Source organism: Kocuria sp. KD4, assembly GCF_011769905.1.
In the GTDB taxonomy this organism is placed as follows: domain Bacteria; phylum Actinomycetota; class Actinomycetes; order Actinomycetales; family Micrococcaceae; genus Kocuria; species Kocuria marina.
This window is the reverse complement of sequence record NZ_CP050449.1, coordinates 489,028-505,557: the sequence shown is the minus strand read 5'-3', so window position 1 is coordinate 505,557 and position 16,530 is coordinate 489,028. Positions and strand designations below refer to the sequence as shown.

Genomic DNA, 16,530 nt, shown 5'->3' with positions numbered 1-16,530 from the left:
GCCGGATCAGTACTCGGGCGGGCCGGCGACCTCGAAGAACGGGCCGCGGGCGTCAAACACCCGACCGGTGAGCCGCTCGTACGCCTCCACGTAGCGCTCGCGTGTCTTGGCCACGACCTCCTCGGGCAGCTCGGGCACGGGGCCCTGGCCGTCCCATCCGGAGGCGTCCGAGCGCAACCAGTCCCGCACGTACTGTTTGTCGAAGGACGGTTGCGGGCGGCCCGGCTTGTAGGTCTCCAGGTCCCAGAACCGTGAGGAGTCCGGGGTGAGCACCTCGTCCCCCAGGGTGATGGCCCCGCGGTAGGAGTCCAGGCCGAACTCCACCTTGGTGTCCGCCACGATGATCCCCCGCTCCCGGGCGATCCGCTCGGCGCTCGAGTAGATCTTCAGGGACAGCTCCCGCAACCGGTCCGCCACGGAATTGCCCACGACGTTCGCCATTTCCTGATATGTGATGGGCTCGTCGTGCTCCCCCAGTTCGGCCTTGCCCGTGGGGGTGAAGATGGGCTGCTCCAGCCGGTCGCCGTCCTCGAGGCCCTCCGGCAGCTCGATCCCGCACACCGACCCGGTGGCGCGGTAGTCCTTGAGCCCGGAGCCGGTGAGATACCCGCGCACGATGTTCTCCACGGGAAACATGGACAGGTTCTTGCACACGACCGCGCGACCGCGCACGGACTCGTGAACGTCCGTGGTCAGGATGTGGTTCGCGATTCCGTCCAACTGCTGGAACCACCACAGGGACAACTGGGTGAGGATGACGCCCTTGTCCGGGATGGTGGTGGGCAGCACCTGGTCGAACGCGGAGATCCGGTCGCTCGCGACCACGAGCACGGCACCGGCCCGGTACTCGGCGTCGTCGTGGATCGCCACACCCGTGGCGCTGAGGCGGGACTCGTCCGGGACGTAGAGTTCCCGAACCTTGCCGGAGTAGACGTGCTTCCAGCCCGGGATCTCGAGGGGTGTGCCGTGCTCGCTCATGCCTGCTCCTCTGCTGTGGTCGCGGTGGGCGCCCCGGTGCGACCCGGCGTCCCGCCCGGGGCGTCCGTGGTGCCGGGACCCGGTTGGCCCCCGGGGGCCGTGATCCGTCCCTCGGACGCGGCCAGTGCGATGTCGGTGCGGTAGTGCGATCCGGGAAGGGTGATGCGCTCCATCCCACGATAGCCACGCTCGCGCGCTTCCCGCAGGTCCGCCCCGCGGGAGACGACGGCGAGCACGCGCCCGCCCGCCGAGACGATCTCCCCGGCGGCGTTGCGGTCTGTGCCGGCGTGGATGACCCACGTGTCCGGGTCCTGGGCAGCCTCGGCCAGCCCCGTGATCACGTCTCCCTTGCGCGGGGCGCCCGGGTAGTTGTGGGCCGCGAGCACGATGGTCACGGACGCGCCGGAGGCCCACTGAAGCTCCTCGCGCTCGGACAACCGGCCCTGCGCGGCGTCGAGCAGCAGTTCGCCCAGCGGGGTTTCGAGCACCGCCAGGACGGACTGGGTCTCGGGATCGCCGAAGCGGGCGTTGAACTCGATGACCTGGATGCCGCGCTCGGTCACGGCGAGACCGCAGTAGAGCACCCCCACGAAGGGGGTGCCGCGGCGTCGCAGTTCGTCGATCACGGGGCGGGCCACGCGGCGCACAACCTCGTCCGTGAACCCCTCGGGCAGCCACTCGAGCGGCGTGTAGGCGCCCATGCCACCCGTGTTGGGGCCCTGGTCACCGTCGCGGACGCGCTTGAAGTCCTGGGCCGGTTGCAGTGGGACCACGTTCTCGCCGTCGCTGAGCACGAACAGGGACACTTCCGGGCCGTCCAGGAACTCCTCGACGACCACGGCACCGCCCGCGTCCAGGCATTCGCGCGCGTGGGCCTCGGCACGGTCCCGGTCCGGCGTGACCACCACGCCCTTGCCCGCGGCCAACCCGTCGTCCTTAACCACGTAGGGCGCACCGAAACGTTCGAAGGCCGCCCGCACGTCCGCGAGATCCGTCGTGGCCACCGATCGCGCGGTGGGGACACCCGCCGCCGCCATGATCTCCTTGGCGAACGCCTTGGAGCCCTCGATCCGCGCGGCCTGTGCGGACGGACCGAACACGGGGATGCCCGCACGAGTGAGGGCGTCTGCGACACCGGCGACGAGCGGTGCCTCCGGTCCCACGACCACGAGATCAGCGTCCAACTCCCGAGCCAGCGCGACCACGGCCTCCGGGTCCTGCGCGTTGAGGGGATGTACCGGGACGTCCTGGGCGATCCCCTGGTTACCGGGTGCGCTGTGCACCTCGCTGACGTGCGGGTCCCGTAACAGGGACGTGATCATCGCGTGTTCGCGGCCCCCTGGGCCCACCACCAAAACCTTCACGCGCTCAGCGTATCGGCCACAGCCCCCGCCCGGGCAACGATTGCGCGGGCCACGCTGCCATACTGGAGGGTATGCAGACCTTCAGCTCGGACCAGGCCGTGGAACTCGCCGTGGTGCAACGCAGCGGCTTCGTGGAGTCCCGGCACAGCGGATCCGCCGTGGTGCTGGCACCTGACGGATCCGTGGCGTTCTCCGTGGGCGCTCCGGACGATGCGATCTTCCCGCGCTCGACCCTCAAGCCGTTCCAGGCGATCGCCGCGATGAAGGCCGGGGCCCCGCTGCGCGGCGAGCAGGTGGCGATCGCGGCGGCGTCGCACACCGCCACGTTCGACCACCTGGACGCGGTCAACTCGATCCTCAAGGCGGCCGAGCTGGGCCCCGAGGCGCTGCAGTGCCCGCCGGACTGGCCCCAGGACGAGGACACGCGCGCGTGGTTGATCCGCACCGAACGCGGCCGCAACCGCATGTGCATGAACTGTTCGGGCAAGCACGCGGCGTTCCTGCTCGCGTGCGTGACCAACGGGTGGCCCATCGACTCCTACCTGAATCCCGAGCACCCGCTGCAGCAGCTCGTGATCGAGACCATCGAGGAGTTCTCCGGCGAGCGCGCCCAGCACGTGGGCGTGGACGGCTGCGGTGCACCGCTCACGGCGATCACCCTCACCGGCCTCGCCCGCATGTACTCCACGCTGGGGCGCGCCGCACGCAACGTCCAGGCTGACGCCCGCGCCGCGACCGTGGCCACGTCCATGCTCGACTACCCCGAGTACGTCCAGGGCCCGGGGCGTTCGAACACCGTGATCATGGAGGAGCTGGACGTGATCACCAAGCTCGGCGCGGAGGGCGTGCTGGGGCTGGGCACCCGTTCCGGGTGGTCCGTGGCCATCAAGATGCTGGACGGTTCCTCGCGCGCCAACTCACTCGTGGGCCTCACGCTGCTCGCGCACGCGGGTGCCGTTTCCCGGGCCGACGCCGATCGCGTCCTCGAACGCGTCACGCACCCGATCACCGGGGCCGGGCGGCCCGTGGGTGCCATCCAGCTCGCCGAGCCGATGCGGGAACTCCTGGGCTGACCGCCCCCCCCGATCCTCAATCCGAGATCCACGATCCCAGAGGTGGGCCATGACGATCCGACGCAAGGTCGACCCGGCGGACGGCAGCCTCGCGCTCGCGCGCTGGCGCCGATCCCCTGACGAGGCCGACCGCCGCACCACGGCCACCGCGGTGCGCTACTGCCTCGAGGAACTCGCGAGTCGCGCGGAGGGCAATTCCGTGGAGGTGCGCGTGCCGCCCTTCGGCGTGACCCAGTGCGTCCCCGGTCCGCGCCACACGCGCGGCACCCCACCCAACGTGGTGGAGACCGACGCCACCACGTGGCTCGCGCTCGCGACCGGACGCGCACGGTGGACCGACAGCGTCCGCGAGGGCAGCGTCGCGGCGTCCGGGACGCGCACCGACCTCAGCGCGTGGCTCCCGCTGTTCGGCTGAGGCACCACCCACGCCCCACCGACGACATCGCGTGGCCCGCGCACGCCCGGATGCGCGATAACCTGGAAACCATGAGTTCCGCCGATCCCGAGACGCCCGCGCCCGCCCCGCAGCCCGGTTCCGCCACCGAACGGATGACGGTGCGCCGCGCCCCCAACATGATCGCGTTCCTCATCACGGGCGCGGCCATCGGGGCCATCGCGGGACTGCTCGTGGGGGCGCTGGGCCCCGGATCGCTCGCCTACACCCGCGGGGCCATCATCGGGTTCTTCCTCATGACGTTCCTGATCGTGGGTGCGACCGTGGGCGCCGTGGTGGCACTCGTCCTGGACCGGATCTCCCTCAAACGCTCCCGGCACGTGACCGCGGAGGTCCAGGATCTTCACGGGGCGGACGAGCGCCCCGGCACATGAGACACTGTCTGCGTGGTTCGAGCTGACGGAAAACTCTCTCACGACCTCTTGCCCGGAGAAAAAGGCCCCCAGGACGCGTGCGGCGTGTTCGGCGTGTGGGCCCCGGGCGAGGACGTCGCCAAATTGACGTACTACGGCCTGTACGCGCTGCAGCACCGCGGGCAGGAGTCCGCGGGCATCGCGACGTCCGACGGGGAACGGATCTCGGTCTACAAGGACATGGGGCTCGTGTCCCAGGTCTTCGACGAGACCACGCTCAACACCCTCAAGGGGTACCTGGCCGTGGGACATGCGCGCTACTCCACCACGGGTGCGTCCCACTGGGCCAATGCCCAGCCCACCCTGGGTGCCACCCCGCACGGCACGCTCGCGCTCGCGCACAACGGCAACCTGACCAACTCCGCCGAGCTCTACGACCTGCTGCTCGACAAGTCCGGGTTCCCGTCCCGCGGTGAGATCGCCCGGGGCAACACCACGGACACCGCGTTGATCACCGCGCTGCTCGCGGAGCACCCCCTGAACTCGCTCGAGGAGGCGGCCATGATGCTGCTGCCCCGGCTCGTGGGGTCCTTCTGTCTCACGTTCATGGACGAGGCCACACTCTACGCCGCGCGCGATCCCCTGGGCGTGCGTCCCCTCGTGCTGGGCAGACTGGAACGCGGCTGGGTCGTGGCCTCCGAGACCGCTGCGCTGGACATCGTGGGCGCCTCCCTCGTGCGCGAGGTGGAACCCGGTGAGTTCATCGCGATCGACGAGAACGGCCTGCGTTCGCGCCGTTTCGCGGAGGCGAAGCCCGCGGGGTGTGTGTTCGAGTACGTGTACCTGGCCCGCCCCGACACCACGATCGCCGGGCGCTCCGTGTACGAGTCCCGCGTGGAGATGGGCCGACAACTCGCGCGCGAGCACGCCGTGAACGCCGACCTCGTGATGCCCACCCCCGAGTCCGGGACCCCCGCCGCGATCGGATACGCGGAGGCCTCGGGCATCCCGTTCGGACACGGACTCGTGAAGAACTCCTACGTGGGCCGCACGTTCATCGAGCCCTCGGACACCATCCGTCAGCTCGGGATCCGGCTCAAGCTCAACCCCCTGCGTTCGATCGTGGCGGGCAAGCGCCTGGTGGTCGTGGACGACTCGATCGTGCGCGGCAACACCCAGCGGGCCCTCGTGCGCATGCTGCGTGAAGCGGGGGCGGCGGAGATCCACGTGCGGATCTCCTCCCCGCCCATCAAGTGGCCGTGCTTCTACGGCATCGACTTCGCGTCCCCCGCGGAGCTGATCGCCAACGGGCTCGCCGTGGAGGACGTCCGCGCCTCCCTGGGCGCCGATTCCCTGGGGTACATCTCCGAGGAGGGGATGATCGAGGCCACCGCCCGCCCCCGTTCCACCCTGTGCACCGCGTGCTTCTCGGGTGATTACCCCACGGCCCTGCCCAAGGCGGACCGGCTCGGCAAGTCCGTGCTGGAATCCCCCGGGGCTCACGCGGAACCCTCCGAGGACCTCGTGGACCCAGCACCGCGCACCGACACCGCCCACGAGGAGACCACCGCATGAGCCAGTCCCGAGCCCACGGCACGGAAGCCGTCACCTACGCGAGCGCGGGGGTGGACGTCGAGGCCGGGGACCGCGCCGTCGAACTCATGAAGTCCGCCGTGAAGGCGACCCACACGTCCGGCGTGGTGGGCGGCGTGGGCGGCTTCGCCGGGCTCTTCGACGTCTCCGAGCTCACCGGCTACCGCAAGCCCTACCTGGCCACGTCCACGGACGGCGTGGGCACCAAGGTCGCGATCGCCCAGTCCCTGGACGTCCACGACACCATCGGGTGGGACCTCGTGGGCATGGTCGTGGACGACATCGTGGTCGTGGGCGCCAAGCCGCTGTTCATGACCGACTACATCGCGACCGGCAAGGTGGTCCCGGAACGCATCGCGGACATCGTGCGGGGCATCGCCGCGGCGTGCGAGGCCGCGGGCACCGCCCTCGTGGGCGGAGAGACCGCCGAGCACCCCGGGCTGCTGGGCGTGGACGAGTACGACGTCGCCGGTGCGGCCACCGGCGTGATCGAGGCGGACGAACTGCTCGGCCCGCAGCGCGTGCGTGACGGGGACGTCGTGATCGGCATGGCGTCCTCCGGGCTGCACTCCAACGGGTACTCCCTGGTGCGCCGGGTCATCAACGTGGCCGGTTGGCAGCTGGACCGCCAGGTCAGCGAACTGGGCCGGACCCTGGGCGAGGAACTGCTCGAACCCACGCGCGTCTACGCGGCGGATGTCCTGGACCTCGCGCGGGCGTTCCCCGTGAACGGTCCGGACGGCACCACGGGCCACGGCGTGCGCGGCTTCTCCCACGTGACCGGCGGTGGTCTCGCGGCCAACCTGGCGCGTGTTCTGCCCGCGGACCTGCAGGCCACGGTGGAGCGCTCCACGTGGTCCCTGCCGCCCGTGTTCCAGCTCGTGGCGCAGCTCGGTCAGGTGCCCCTGGCGGACCTCGAGCGCACGCTCAACCTGGGCGTGGGCATGGTCGCGATCGTGGACCCCGCCGTGGCCGACGCCGCCGTGGCCCACCTCACCGAACGCGGGCTGCCGTCCTGGATCATGGGCCGCGTGGGTCCCGTGGACCCGGACGCCTCCCGCCACGGCAGTGACTGGGTGCAGGGCGCCAAGGGCGTGGCTGGCGGCGGCGTGCTCATGACGGGTGACTACGCCCTCTGAACGCGCACCGAGCGCCCGCGACGCGACGGGCACGCAAGGAACCGCCCACACGCTCGTGTGGGCGGTTCCTTGCTCTGCTGGTCACGATGACGACGCCGCCGCGGTGGCGCGGCGAGCGGATCAGTCGTAGTCCGAGTACTTCTCCGCGTAGGTCGAGTAGTCGTCCTCATCCTCGGGACGTTCCTCGTGATCCATGGCTCGGGAGGACGGTTTGCTGCTGCGCAACTCCCGCTGCAACGCCGAATAGTCGGTCTGCGGGCTGAAGTACTTCATCTCCCGCGCCTGTCGTGTCGCCTTCGCCTTTTGACGGCCGCGCCCCATGGCGTGACCCCCTCTGCGTCTCGTGTCCGATCGGCGGTACCGTGTTGAGCACACAGTACGGCCCCGGAGTGTCTTGTCAGTTTTTCGTGTGTCCAGGGTACATGTTTTGGACGCTTCTCGCGCACCCGCACCCCGTGCGTCCACCCCGGGCGAATCCCGGGCCCTCACGGCGTCGTTCGAGGAAACTCGCGGGGCGAATTCGGCCGGTACAGTGAAACGGCCCCGGCGGCGCAGTCCGCACATTCCCCGCACCAGAGCAGGTTTGCCATGAGTTCATCCCTGCGGAGGGTCCCGCCCTCCGAGAGTCCGTATCCCCATGATACCCACCCGGGCCTGGTGCCCGGGGTCTCGGTGGAGGAGCAGCGGGTGCGCTACCGCACGGACAAGATCACGTTCGGGGTCGCCGGAGCACTGATCGTGGGGTTCGTGGTGTGGGGTGCGGTCTCCACCGAATCGCTCACCACGGTGTCCAAGGGTGCGCTGGACGCGGTGGTGACCTACGGCGGATGGGTCTTCACCCTGTTGGCCGCCGTGATGCTGTTGTTCCTGCTCTTCGTGGGGTTCTCACGCTACGGCCGGATCCCTCTGGGCAAGGACGGCGAGGAACCGGCCTACTCCATGGGGTCGTGGATCGCCATGCTCTTCGCGGCGGGGATGGGCGTGGGGCTCATCTTCTTCGGTGTCTACGAACCCGTCACGTACTACATGACCCCTCCCCCGGGACGCGCCGCGGCGGAGAGCTACCACGCGATGCATTCCGCACTCGCACAGACCATCTTCCACTGGGGACTGCAGGCGTGGGCCATCTACGCGCTCGTGGGGGCGGCCGTGGGCTACGCGGGCTATCGCCGTGGGCGGCCCCTGCTGATGTCCGCGATCTTCGGCCAGCGCGCGCACCTGAGCGTGGGCGGGCGGCTCATCGACATGTTCGCGATCGTGGGCATCCTCTTCGCGACCTCCGCCTCCCTGGGATTGGGCACGCTGCAGATCGGCCGCGGTCTGCAGATCATCACCGGTCTCGGTGAGGTGGGCAACGCGGTGCTGATCGCGATCATCGCGGTGCTCACGTGCGTGTTCCTGATCTCCGCGGTCTCCGGCGTGGCCAAGGGGATCCGCAGGCTCTCGAACTTCAACATGGTGCTCGCGGCCGTGGTCGCGTTCTTCCTGTTCGTGGCGGGCCCCACCGTGTTCCTGCTGAACTTCATCCCCTCGGTCGTGGGCACGTACTTCGGTGAGATGTTCCAGATGCTGTCCCTCTCCGCGTCCTGGGGCACGGAGGCCGAGGAATTCATGCGCTCGTGGACCCTGTTCTACTGGGCATGGTGGGTCTCGTGGGCGCCGTTCGTGGGCGTGTTCGTGGCCCGCATCTCCCGCGGGCGCACCCTGCGCCAGTATGTGAGCGTGGTACTGCTGGCACCCACCGTGATCTGTGTGCTCGCGTTCTCGGTCTTCGGCGGCACCGCCATCTGGTTGCAGCGCGACGGCGTGGACATCGCGGGTGCCGCGTCCCCCGAGGACATGCTCTTCCGCGTCCTGGACGCCCTGCCGTTCGCGCAGATCATGCCCATTGCGATCATCGTGCTGCTGGCCGTCTTCTTCATTACGTCCGCGGACTCCGCGACGCTCGTGATGGCGTCCATGTCCCAGCAGGGCAAGCCCGAACCGGACCGGAAGATCATCATCTTCTGGGGTGTGGCCCTGGCCGGGGTGTCCTCCGTGATGCTCGCGGTGGGCGGGGCGAACGCCCTGCAGGGTCTGCAGGACCTCGTGACCGTGGCGGCGCTGCCGTTCGCGGTGATCCTGCTGGCCCTGATCCCGGCGTTCCTGCGGGACCTCTCCACCGATCCCATGAGTCTGCGCCACCACTACGCGCGCACGGCGCTCGACAACGCGGTACGCCAGGGCATGGACGAGCACGGGGACGACTTCGCCCTGGAGGTCCGCCACCAGGAGGGCCCCGCCGCGGCCGGTCACGACGTGGACTCCACGGGGGAGCGCATGAGTTCGTGGTACCAGCGCACCGACGAGAACGATCAGCCCGTGGAGTACGACTACCGTCAGGACACCTACGTGGACGCGCGGCCGGCCGTGGCCGATCAGCCGGCCGCGGGCGAGAGGCCCACCGTGGATGAGCGGTCGCCCCGGAACGGACGACCGCCCGAGCAGCACTAGGCTCCTCGGGCGGTCTCGGTCACCGCGAACGCATCCGCGGTGGCCGGGGTGTCACTCGTCGACGATCTCCGCGTCCACGACGTCGTCGCCGCTGTCCCGCGCCGCGGCGTCGTGGGCGTGCGCGGCGTCGTCGTCCTGCGGGTCGTCGCCGTGCGAAGCGGTGACAGTCAGGCCGTCCTGGGCGACGTCCGGGTTGACGTCCACGAGCACGGTGTCCCCGTCCGTGATGGCGCCGGAGAGCAGCCCGCGCGCCAAGCGGTCACCGATCTCGCGCTGCACGAGCCGGCGCAGCGGGCGGGCACCGTAGGCGGGGTCGTAGCCCGTGATGCCCAGCCACTCGCTAGCCCCGGGCGTGACCTCCAGGGACAGGCGCCGCTGCTCGAGACGGTGCGCGAGCTGGGCCACCTGGATGTCCACGATCTTGGCCAGGTCCTCGGTGCTCAGCGGGTCGAACATGATGATGTCGTCCAACCGGTTGAGGAACTCCGGCTTGAACGAGGCGTTGACCACGCCCATCACGGCGTTCTTCTTGGCCTCCTCGTCCATGGTGGGATCCACCAGGAACTGGCTGCCCATGTTCGAGGTCAGGATCAGAATCACGTTGCGGAAGTCCACCGTGCGGCCCTGCCCGTCGGTCAGGCGACCGTCATCCAGGACCTGCAGCAGGATGTCGAAGACCTCGGGATGGGCCTTCTCGACCTCGTCGAGCAGCACCACCGAGTACGGACGACGCCGCACGGCCTCGGTCAGCTGCCCGCCCTCGTCGTAGCCCACGTACCCCGGAGGGGCACCGACCAGGCGTGAGACGGAGTGCTTCTCCGAGTACTCGGACATGTCGATGCGGATCAGGGCGCGCTCGTCGTCGAACTGGAAGTCCGCGAGGGACTTGGCCAGCTCGGTCTTGCCCACGCCCGTGGGACCCAGGAACAGGAACGAGCCGATGGGGCGGTCCGGGTCCGAGATCCCCGCGCGGGAACGCCGTACGGCGTCCGCGACCGCACTCACGGCCGGCTTCTGCCCGATCAGGCGCTTGCCCAGCAGCTGCTCCATGTGCAGCAGCTTGTCGGACTCGCCCTGCAGCATCTTGCCCGCGGGGATACCGGTCCACGCGGAGATCACCTCGGCGATGTCGTCCGCGGTAACCTCCTCCGAGACCATGGTGTCATGCCGGGCCCCGGCCTCCTCCTGCGCCTGTGCGGCGTCCAGGTCCTTCTGCAGAGCCGGGATCTCGCCGTACAGCAAGCGGGAGGCCTCCCCCAGGTCACCGTTGCGCTGGGCGCGTTCGGCCTGCGAGCGCAGGTCGTCGATCTGCGCCTTGAGGTCACCCACGCGGTTGAGTCCGGCCTTCTCGGCCTCCCACCGCGCGTTGAGGGCATCCAGCTCGGCCTCCTTGTCCGCCTTGTCCTGGCGCAGAGCGGCCAGACGTTCGACGGACGCGGGGTCTGTCTCCCCGTCCAGGGCCAGTTCCTCCATGGTCAAGCGGTCCACGGAGCGGCGCAGCTCGTCGATCTCCTCCGGGGCGGAATCGATCTCCATGCGCAACCGGGACGCGGCCTCGTCAATCAGGTCGATGGCCTTGTCCGGGAGCTGACGGCTGGGGATGTAACGCTGGGACAGTTGGGCGGCGGCAACGAGGGCCGAATCCGCGATCTGCACCTTGTGGTGCGCCTCGTAACGCTCCTTCAACCCGCGCAGGATCGCCACGGTGTCCTCGACCGAGGGTTCCCCTACGTAGACCTGCTGGAACCGACGCTCCAGGGCGGCGTCCTTCTCGATGTTCTCGCGGTACTCGTCCAGCGTGGTGGCACCGATCAGGCGCAGCTCACCGCGGGCCAGCATGGGCTTGAGCATGTTGCCCGCGTCCATGGACCCCTCGGACGCACCCGCGCCCACGACCGTGTGGATCTCGTCGATGAACGTGACGATCTGACCCTCGGACTTCTTGATCTCGTCCAGGACGGCCTTGAGACGTTCCTCGAACTCCCCGCGGTACTTGGCGCCGGCCACCATGGACCCCAGGTCCAGGGAGATCAGGGTCTTGCCGCGCAGCGACTCGGGTACGTCCCCGGCCACCATGCGCTGGGCGAGCCCCTCGACCACGGCGGTCTTACCCACACCGGGCTCACCGATCAGCACGGGGTTGTTCTTGGTTCGGCGCGAGAGCACCTGAACCACGCGGCGGATCTCCGAGTCACGCCCGATCACGGGATCGAGCTTCCCCTCGCGGGCGATCGCCGTGAGGTCCGTGCCGAACTTCTCGAGGGATTGGAAGGTCCCCTCCGGGTCCGGGCTGGTGACCCGGCGGTCACCGCGCACCTGCGGGATGGCCTGTGCGAGCGCCTCCGTGGTCACGCCCGCAGCCTGCAGCGCCTCGGCGGTCTTGTCGCGTCCCGCGGCCAGACCGTAGAGCAGGTGCTCGGTGGAGACGTACTCGTCCTTGAGTTCACGCGCGTAGTTCTCCGCAGCCTGCAGTGCCTGCAGCGCGGTGCGGCTCAGCTGGGGCTGGGCCGTGGAGGTCCCGGATGCGCTGGGCATCTCGTGGATGATGTTGCTCGCCTTGATGGACACGGCGTCCGCGTTGGCACCGGTGGCCTGTAGGACGGCGACGGCCACGCCGTCGCGCTGGTCCATGAGCGCCTTGAGGACGTGGGCGGGCTCGATGTTGGGGTTGCCCGCGGTCGCGGCGTTCGACGCTGCAGCGCTCAGGGCTTCTTGGGACTTGGTCGTGAACTTGGTGTCCACGGCGGCTCCTTCCGACAGTAGTGATGACGTTGACTTCAGTTAACTTGAGTCTACCACGCTCAACTTGGTACGGGAAGCCCGACATTCTGCTCAGTGCGAAATGATTTGTTAATTCATTTTTTATTCCGCATTTTCGGCCCCTTCGGGTGGAAGTGGATTATCGAATGCTCTATACTGATCCCTCGATAATATGTAACCTTATTAAATCGACCACATACTGCAGGAAAGGTGCCACTATGAGCAACAACAACGATCAGCGTCGAGCTGGTCAACAGACCCACTCCCAGGGTTCCACCGAGGTCCCGTCCAAGAAGGACGTCGCCGCGGAATCCGGCAAGGTCGAGGCGCAACAGCTCAAGAACGAGGCGGCTGGATCCGGCCGCCGCGTGAAAGAGACCGCCAAGGAGCAGGCCGTCGCCGCCAAGGACGAGGCCATGGGCCAGGCGCACGACCTGTGGGGCCGCCTCAAGGAGGACCTACAGGGCTACGTGGGCCCGCAGCAGGAGCGCCTCGCATCGACCGTCCGCTCCGTGAGCGACGAGGTGGACGCCATCTCCCAGGGCAAGAAGCCGGAGACCGAGTACGTCAGTGGCCTGCTCGGCAACGCCTCGGGCACCGTGAACTCCCTCGCGTCCTCGCTGGAGAACAAGGACCCGCAGCAGCTGCTCGGTGACGTACGCCGTTTCGCCGCCCGCCGTCCCGGGACCTTCCTGGCCATCGCGGCCGGCATCGGTCTGCTCGCCGGGCGCGCCACGCGCAGCGCCAAGGACAGCGACGAGATCGGCAACGACCACCACGACACCGTCGCCCGCACCCAGGCACCCGCGTACGGCACCCCCAGCACGGGTGACACGTACGCGTACCGCAACGACACCCGTGGCGAGGGCACCCGCACCTACACCGACCGGGTTCCCGGCACGGTCTACCCGGATCAGCGCGACGCGCAGGTTCCCGGCACCACGTACCCCGGTCAGGGCGACACCCAGGTCCCCGGCACCACCTACCCCGGACAAGGCAGTGAGCGTCGATGAGTCACCCCATTCCCCCGTCGGAACCCGAAGAGCGGGCGGAGCACGAGTCGCTCGGTGAGATGTTCAAGTCTCTGAGCACCAACCTGACCACCCTGATCCAGCAGGAGATCGCGCTGGCCAAGGCCGAGGCGAACATGGCGATCCAGAAGGCCACGGACTCCGTAAAGGTCACAGGTAAGGGCGCGGGACTGTTGGGAGGCGCCGGTGTGGCCGGCCACTTCGTGCTCCTGTTCCTATCCCTGGCCCTCATGTGGGCCCTGGGCAACCTGGTGGGTCTTGGCTGGTCGGCCGTGATCGTGGCGGTCATCTGGGCGATCATCGCCGCGATCCTCGCCGCGGTGGGCAAGAAGAACCTGGACCGCGGCAAGCGCAAGATGGCCCAGGCCACCAAGGACCCGCTGCCCCGAACCCGCGAAACCGTCAGCGAAATTCCGGATACCGTGAAGCCTTCCAAGGAGACCCGATGAGCCAGCAGAACCCTGATCAGATCCGCGCCGATATCGAAGCCACCCGTGCACGCCTGAATGCGGACGTGGACGCCGTGGCGGAGAAGGTGACCCCGGAAAAGGTGGTCGACCGTCAGAAGAGCAAGGCCCGCCACAAGATCCAGGACGTCCGTGAGTCCATCATGGGCTCCGCAGAGGACGCCCGGGACACAGGCCGCGACCTTCGTGACGAGGCCTCCCACCGCATGGACCAGGCCGGCGATGCCATCAGCAACGCCCCGGCGGCCGCCCGGGCCAAGACCCGTGGCAACCCCATGGCCGCGGGCCTGATCGCCCTCGGTGCCGGTTGGTTGATCGGTTCCCTGCTGCCCTCGAGCCAGAAGGAGCAGGAGCTCGTGGCCGAGGCCGCCGACCGCGTCCAGCCGCACCTGCAGAGCGCCATGGATTCCACCAAGGAAGCCGCGCAGGAGATCGCGGACGACCTGAAAAAACCGGCCAAGGAGGCTGCGGAGTCGGTCAAGCAGACCGCGCAGTCCGGCGCCCAGGAGGTCAAGGAGCAGGGTCAGCAGGAAGCCGGCCAGCTCAAGGGCTCCGCGCAGGAGCACGCCAAAAACGTCAAGGACGACACGCAGCGGGCCTGATCCGCTCGTAATCGCACCCGAGGGCCCCTGACCGGGAACGGTCAGGGGCCCTCGGGCCTTTCTCACCCCTGCGTCGGGCATAATGGAGGTGGGACGCGCGTGCGCTCCCCAGAGTTCTCTCCCCACCCGCAGTCTCCAAAGGAACCCGCCGTGGACACCGATTCACCGTCCGATGAGACCACCCCGCGCAAGCCGAGTCGGCTGCAGCGTTTCAACAAGGTGGTGATGCGCTTCGTGGGACCGGCCAACCGCAGCTCCATGAACCTGCGGGGCAACACCGAGATGACCCCCGAGGCCCAGGACTGGTACCGCAACCTCCAGGACGACTACGAGATGGTCAGGGATTCCGACGGCCGCAGCTATCTGCGCCGTCGTGATCGCTAGCGCCCGCGGCACCCGGTCTCACGTCCAGACCCCGGAGGTCCCGCGGCGGTGACTGCCCACCAAATGGGTGTCCACCATCCCGATCGCTTCCATGAGCGCGTACATGGTCGTGGGACCCACGAACACGAACCCGCGCCGTTTCAGTTCGCGGGACAGGGCCCTGCTCTCATCCGAGGTGGTCGGGACGTCCGCGAAGCGATCGGGATGCGGGGTACTGCTCGGCATGAAGGACCACACGAGGTCCGCCAGACCGCCGTCCTCGCGCAGAGCCACGGTGGCTCGCGCGTTCGTCACGGTCGCCTCGATCTTGCGCCGGTTGCGGATGATCCGCGCGTCCCCCAGGAGCCGCTCGACGTCCCGTTCGTCCATGGCCGCCACGGCCTCCGGGTCGAAGCCGTGAAAGACCTCCCAGAACGCCGGCCGTTTCGCGAGCACCGTGCGCCATGACAGCCCGGATTGGAACGCCTCGAGCGTCACGCGCTCGAACAGCCCGGTCTCGTCCCGCACCGGCACGCCCCACTCGTGGTCGTAGTACTCCCTGAGCAGTGGGTCCGAGGCCGCCCATCTGGGCCGGGCGAGACCGTCCGCACCGATCACGAGATCGGGATCACTCATGCTGCCTCCCCTTCGTGCGCGGTGGGTGCCCGGAGCTCGAAGAGTGCGCACTCGGCGTCGTAGTACGCTCGGCTGAGACCGCGGTGGGTCATGCCCAGGCGACGACACACGGCCTGCGACGCCCGGTTGGCTGGGTGCGTCACGGCGACCACCCGGTCCTGACCGTGCTCGAAGGCGTGGGCCAGCACGGCACGGGCCGCCTCCGTGGCGTATCCGCGTCCCCACGCGCGCGGGTGCAGATGCCACCCGACCTCCACGTCGGTCGCGGTGTTCGTGCCGGAATCGGGAATGGGCTTGAGCAGCAGGGTCCCCGCGAGGGCGCCGACCGGGTCGACGATGGCCCACACACCGAGCACCGGCTCGTGCGCGTAGCCCTGGTCCCAGCCCCGGATCTTCTCCCGGGCCTGCCCGTCCGAGCTCACGCGCTGCGTGCCGTCCCCGATGTAGCGCTGCACCTCGGCGCGTGCATACAGGTCACGCACGAACGCGGCGTCGTCCGCGCGGTAGGCACGCAGCATGAGTCGCGGCGTGCGCAGCGGCACCGTCACGGTCGTTCCCGGGACGACGACGTCGCGCTCGCCGGCGCGGGCCCGGCACCGGCGGCGTCGGCGTCGGAGGCAGCGTCGAGACCGCGGGGGTGCGCCTCAAGGCGGTCCAGGCGCTCGTCCTCCGTGAGGGGCTCACCGCGCAGCCGGCGCGCCGTGACGCGCAGATCCGTGAGCGCGAGCAACACCAGGGCGACCGCGAGCGCCACGGACAGCACGCCGAAGATGTTGACAAACCCGTAACTCAACTCCACGTACTCGGCGCCGACCGTATGGGTGAACAGGGACTGCATACCGTGGGCGGTGGAATCCGGGAGGAAGAACCCGAAGCACAGCGTGATCGCCCATGAGGCCACCGCAGTGAGCATGCCCCGCCGGCTCATGGCGTGGGACGGGTAGCTGAGTGCGTCCCGGCGGAACAGCGCCGCCGCGATGACGTGTAACAGCAGGATGGGCAGCCCGATCGCCGCCGCGTAGACCGGGGTGAGGGAGCCGAGCAGACCCGCGACGCCCCGGCCGAAGCCGACCCACAGGGCCAACGCCGCGGCCACCGCGATCATGATCACCGGGAAGGCGCCGGACAGCGCGGATCCCGGTCTGTGATGGGCGGACGCGGGATCGGAAGCACTCATACGTCCATCGTAGGGCGCGGTCCGTGTCGGGGCGGGCACGTACCGTG

17 protein-coding genes are annotated in these 16,530 nt (G+C 69.1%); 10 read left to right on the top strand and 7 right to left on the bottom strand.

Annotated elements, in window-relative coordinates; all coding sequences use genetic code 11:
• Positions 1-6 precede the first annotated feature (6 nt).
• The gene (locus HBK84_RS02290) at positions 7-978 is read right to left on the bottom strand and encodes a phosphoribosylaminoimidazolesuccinocarboxamide synthase (protein WP_085106185.1); all 972 of its coding nucleotides are present in this window, start codon (positions 976-978) and stop codon (positions 7-9) included.
• The gene (gene purD, locus HBK84_RS02285) at positions 975-2,342 is read right to left on the bottom strand and encodes a phosphoribosylamine--glycine ligase (RefSeq protein ID WP_085106184.1); all 1,368 of its coding nucleotides are present in this window, start codon (positions 2,340-2,342) and stop codon (positions 975-977) included. Before purD ends, HBK84_RS02290 begins: the two co-directional genes overlap by 4 nt.
• A gap of 71 nt (positions 2,343-2,413) precedes the next feature.
• Here purD and HBK84_RS02280 point away from each other — a divergent pair, with 71 nt between their 5' ends.
• From HBK84_RS02280 to purM, 5 genes are all read left to right on the top strand, one after another.
• A complete protein-coding gene (locus tag HBK84_RS02280; protein WP_167318087.1) occupies positions 2,414-3,415 on the top strand; it encodes an asparaginase in 1,002 nt (333 codons plus the stop codon).
• A 49-nt stretch (positions 3,416-3,464) separates the two neighbouring features.
• On the top strand, positions 3,465-3,830 hold the full coding sequence (locus tag HBK84_RS02275) for a sterol carrier family protein (protein ID WP_064846357.1): 366 nt from the start codon (positions 3,465-3,467) through the stop codon (positions 3,828-3,830).
• Positions 3,831-3,901: 71 nt separating this feature from the next.
• On the top strand, positions 3,902-4,243 hold the full coding sequence (locus tag HBK84_RS02270) for a DUF3169 family protein (protein WP_167318086.1): 342 nt from the start codon (positions 3,902-3,904) through the stop codon (positions 4,241-4,243).
• A 12-nt stretch (positions 4,244-4,255) separates the two neighbouring features.
• Positions 4,256-5,797 (top strand): amidophosphoribosyltransferase, encoded by a 1,542-nt coding sequence (gene purF, locus HBK84_RS02265; RefSeq protein WP_064846355.1) that lies wholly within the window; start codon positions 4,256-4,258, stop codon positions 5,795-5,797.
• On the top strand, positions 5,794-6,954 hold the full coding sequence (gene purM / locus HBK84_RS02260) for a phosphoribosylformylglycinamidine cyclo-ligase (RefSeq protein ID WP_064846354.1): 1,161 nt from the start codon (positions 5,794-5,796) through the stop codon (positions 6,952-6,954). Before purF ends, purM begins: the two co-directional genes overlap by 4 nt.
• A 120-nt stretch (positions 6,955-7,074) precedes the next feature.
• On the opposite strand, the gene HBK84_RS02255 is transcribed toward purM, so the two are convergent.
• Positions 7,075-7,275: a DUF3073 domain-containing protein gene (locus tag HBK84_RS02255; RefSeq protein ID WP_064846353.1), complete on the bottom strand. Its 201-nt coding sequence runs from the start codon at positions 7,273-7,275 to the stop codon at positions 7,075-7,077.
• Positions 7,276-7,542: 267 nt separating this feature from the next.
• Between HBK84_RS02255 and HBK84_RS02250 the strand changes: the two genes are divergently transcribed.
• Positions 7,543-9,447, top strand: a complete 1,905-nt coding sequence (locus HBK84_RS02250) for a BCCT family transporter (RefSeq protein WP_167318085.1) — start codon at positions 7,543-7,545, stop codon at positions 9,445-9,447.
• Positions 9,448-9,498: 51 nt separating this feature from the next.
• Here the strand turns inward: HBK84_RS02250 and clpB are convergent, their stop codons facing one another.
• Entirely contained in the window at positions 9,499-12,189 is a 2,691-nt protein-coding gene (gene clpB, locus HBK84_RS02245; protein ID WP_167318084.1) for an ATP-dependent chaperone ClpB, read from the bottom strand.
• Between the two features lie 236 nt (positions 12,190-12,425).
• Between clpB and HBK84_RS02240 the strand changes: the two genes are divergently transcribed.
• The 4 genes from HBK84_RS02240 (at position 12,426) to HBK84_RS02225 (ending at position 14,691) form a co-directional block, all read left to right on the top strand.
• Complete coding sequence (locus tag HBK84_RS02240; RefSeq protein WP_064846350.1) at positions 12,426-13,220, top strand: hypothetical protein; 795 nt, start codon at positions 12,426-12,428, stop codon at positions 13,218-13,220.
• On the top strand, positions 13,217-13,687 hold the full coding sequence (locus HBK84_RS02235; RefSeq protein ID WP_064846349.1) for a phage holin family protein: 471 nt from the start codon (positions 13,217-13,219) through the stop codon (positions 13,685-13,687). Before HBK84_RS02240 ends, HBK84_RS02235 begins: the two co-directional genes overlap by 4 nt.
• On the top strand, positions 13,684-14,307 hold the full coding sequence (locus HBK84_RS02230; protein ID WP_085106177.1) for a DUF3618 domain-containing protein: 624 nt from the start codon (positions 13,684-13,686) through the stop codon (positions 14,305-14,307). The genes HBK84_RS02235 and HBK84_RS02230 overlap by 4 nt, the downstream gene beginning before the upstream one ends.
• A 150-nt stretch (positions 14,308-14,457) precedes the next feature.
• The gene (locus tag HBK84_RS02225; protein WP_064846347.1) at positions 14,458-14,691 is read left to right on the top strand and encodes a hypothetical protein; all 234 of its coding nucleotides are present in this window, start codon (positions 14,458-14,460) and stop codon (positions 14,689-14,691) included.
• An 18-nt stretch (positions 14,692-14,709) separates the two neighbouring features.
• Here the strand turns inward: HBK84_RS02225 and HBK84_RS02220 are convergent, their stop codons facing one another.
• From HBK84_RS02220 to HBK84_RS02210, 3 genes are read right to left on the bottom strand one after another with little or no spacing between them, the layout of a single operon-like run.
• On the bottom strand, positions 14,710-15,306 hold the full coding sequence (locus HBK84_RS02220) for a DNA-3-methyladenine glycosylase I (protein ID WP_167318083.1): 597 nt from the start codon (positions 15,304-15,306) through the stop codon (positions 14,710-14,712).
• The gene (locus HBK84_RS02215; protein ID WP_276207482.1) at positions 15,303-15,854 is read right to left on the bottom strand and encodes a GNAT family N-acetyltransferase; all 552 of its coding nucleotides are present in this window, start codon (positions 15,852-15,854) and stop codon (positions 15,303-15,305) included. Before HBK84_RS02215 ends, HBK84_RS02220 begins: the two co-directional genes overlap by 4 nt.
• Positions 15,851-16,483 (bottom strand): hypothetical protein, encoded by a 633-nt coding sequence (locus HBK84_RS02210; protein WP_240919065.1) that lies wholly within the window; start codon positions 16,481-16,483, stop codon positions 15,851-15,853. Before HBK84_RS02210 ends, HBK84_RS02215 begins: the two co-directional genes overlap by 4 nt.
• Positions 16,484-16,530 lie beyond the last annotated feature (47 nt).

Coding starts and splice junctions, on each gene's coding strand:
- HBK84_RS02290 (WP_085106185.1), bottom strand. CDS start 978: ATGAGCGAGCACGGCACACCCCTCGAGATCCCGGGCTGGAAGCACGTC.
- HBK84_RS02280 (WP_167318087.1), top strand. CDS start 2,414: ATGCAGACCTTCAGCTCGGACCAGGCCGTGGAACTCGCCGTGGTGCAA.
- HBK84_RS02275 (WP_064846357.1), top strand. CDS start 3,465: ATGACGATCCGACGCAAGGTCGACCCGGCGGACGGCAGCCTCGCGCTC.
- HBK84_RS02270 (WP_167318086.1), top strand. CDS start 3,902: ATGAGTTCCGCCGATCCCGAGACGCCCGCGCCCGCCCCGCAGCCCGGT.
- purM (WP_064846354.1), top strand. CDS start 5,794: ATGAGCCAGTCCCGAGCCCACGGCACGGAAGCCGTCACCTACGCGAGC.
- HBK84_RS02255 (WP_064846353.1), bottom strand. CDS start 7,275: ATGGGGCGCGGCCGTCAAAAGGCGAAGGCGACACGACAGGCGCGGGAG.
- HBK84_RS02250 (WP_167318085.1), top strand. CDS start 7,543: ATGAGTTCATCCCTGCGGAGGGTCCCGCCCTCCGAGAGTCCGTATCCC.
- HBK84_RS02240 (WP_064846350.1), top strand. CDS start 12,426: ATGAGCAACAACAACGATCAGCGTCGAGCTGGTCAACAGACCCACTCC.
- HBK84_RS02235 (WP_064846349.1), top strand. CDS start 13,217: ATGAGTCACCCCATTCCCCCGTCGGAACCCGAAGAGCGGGCGGAGCAC.
- HBK84_RS02230 (WP_085106177.1), top strand. CDS start 13,684: ATGAGCCAGCAGAACCCTGATCAGATCCGCGCCGATATCGAAGCCACC.
- HBK84_RS02220 (WP_167318083.1), bottom strand. CDS start 15,306: ATGAGTGATCCCGATCTCGTGATCGGTGCGGACGGTCTCGCCCGGCCC.
- HBK84_RS02210 (WP_240919065.1), bottom strand. CDS start 16,483: ATGAGTGCTTCCGATCCCGCGTCCGCCCATCACAGACCGGGATCCGCG.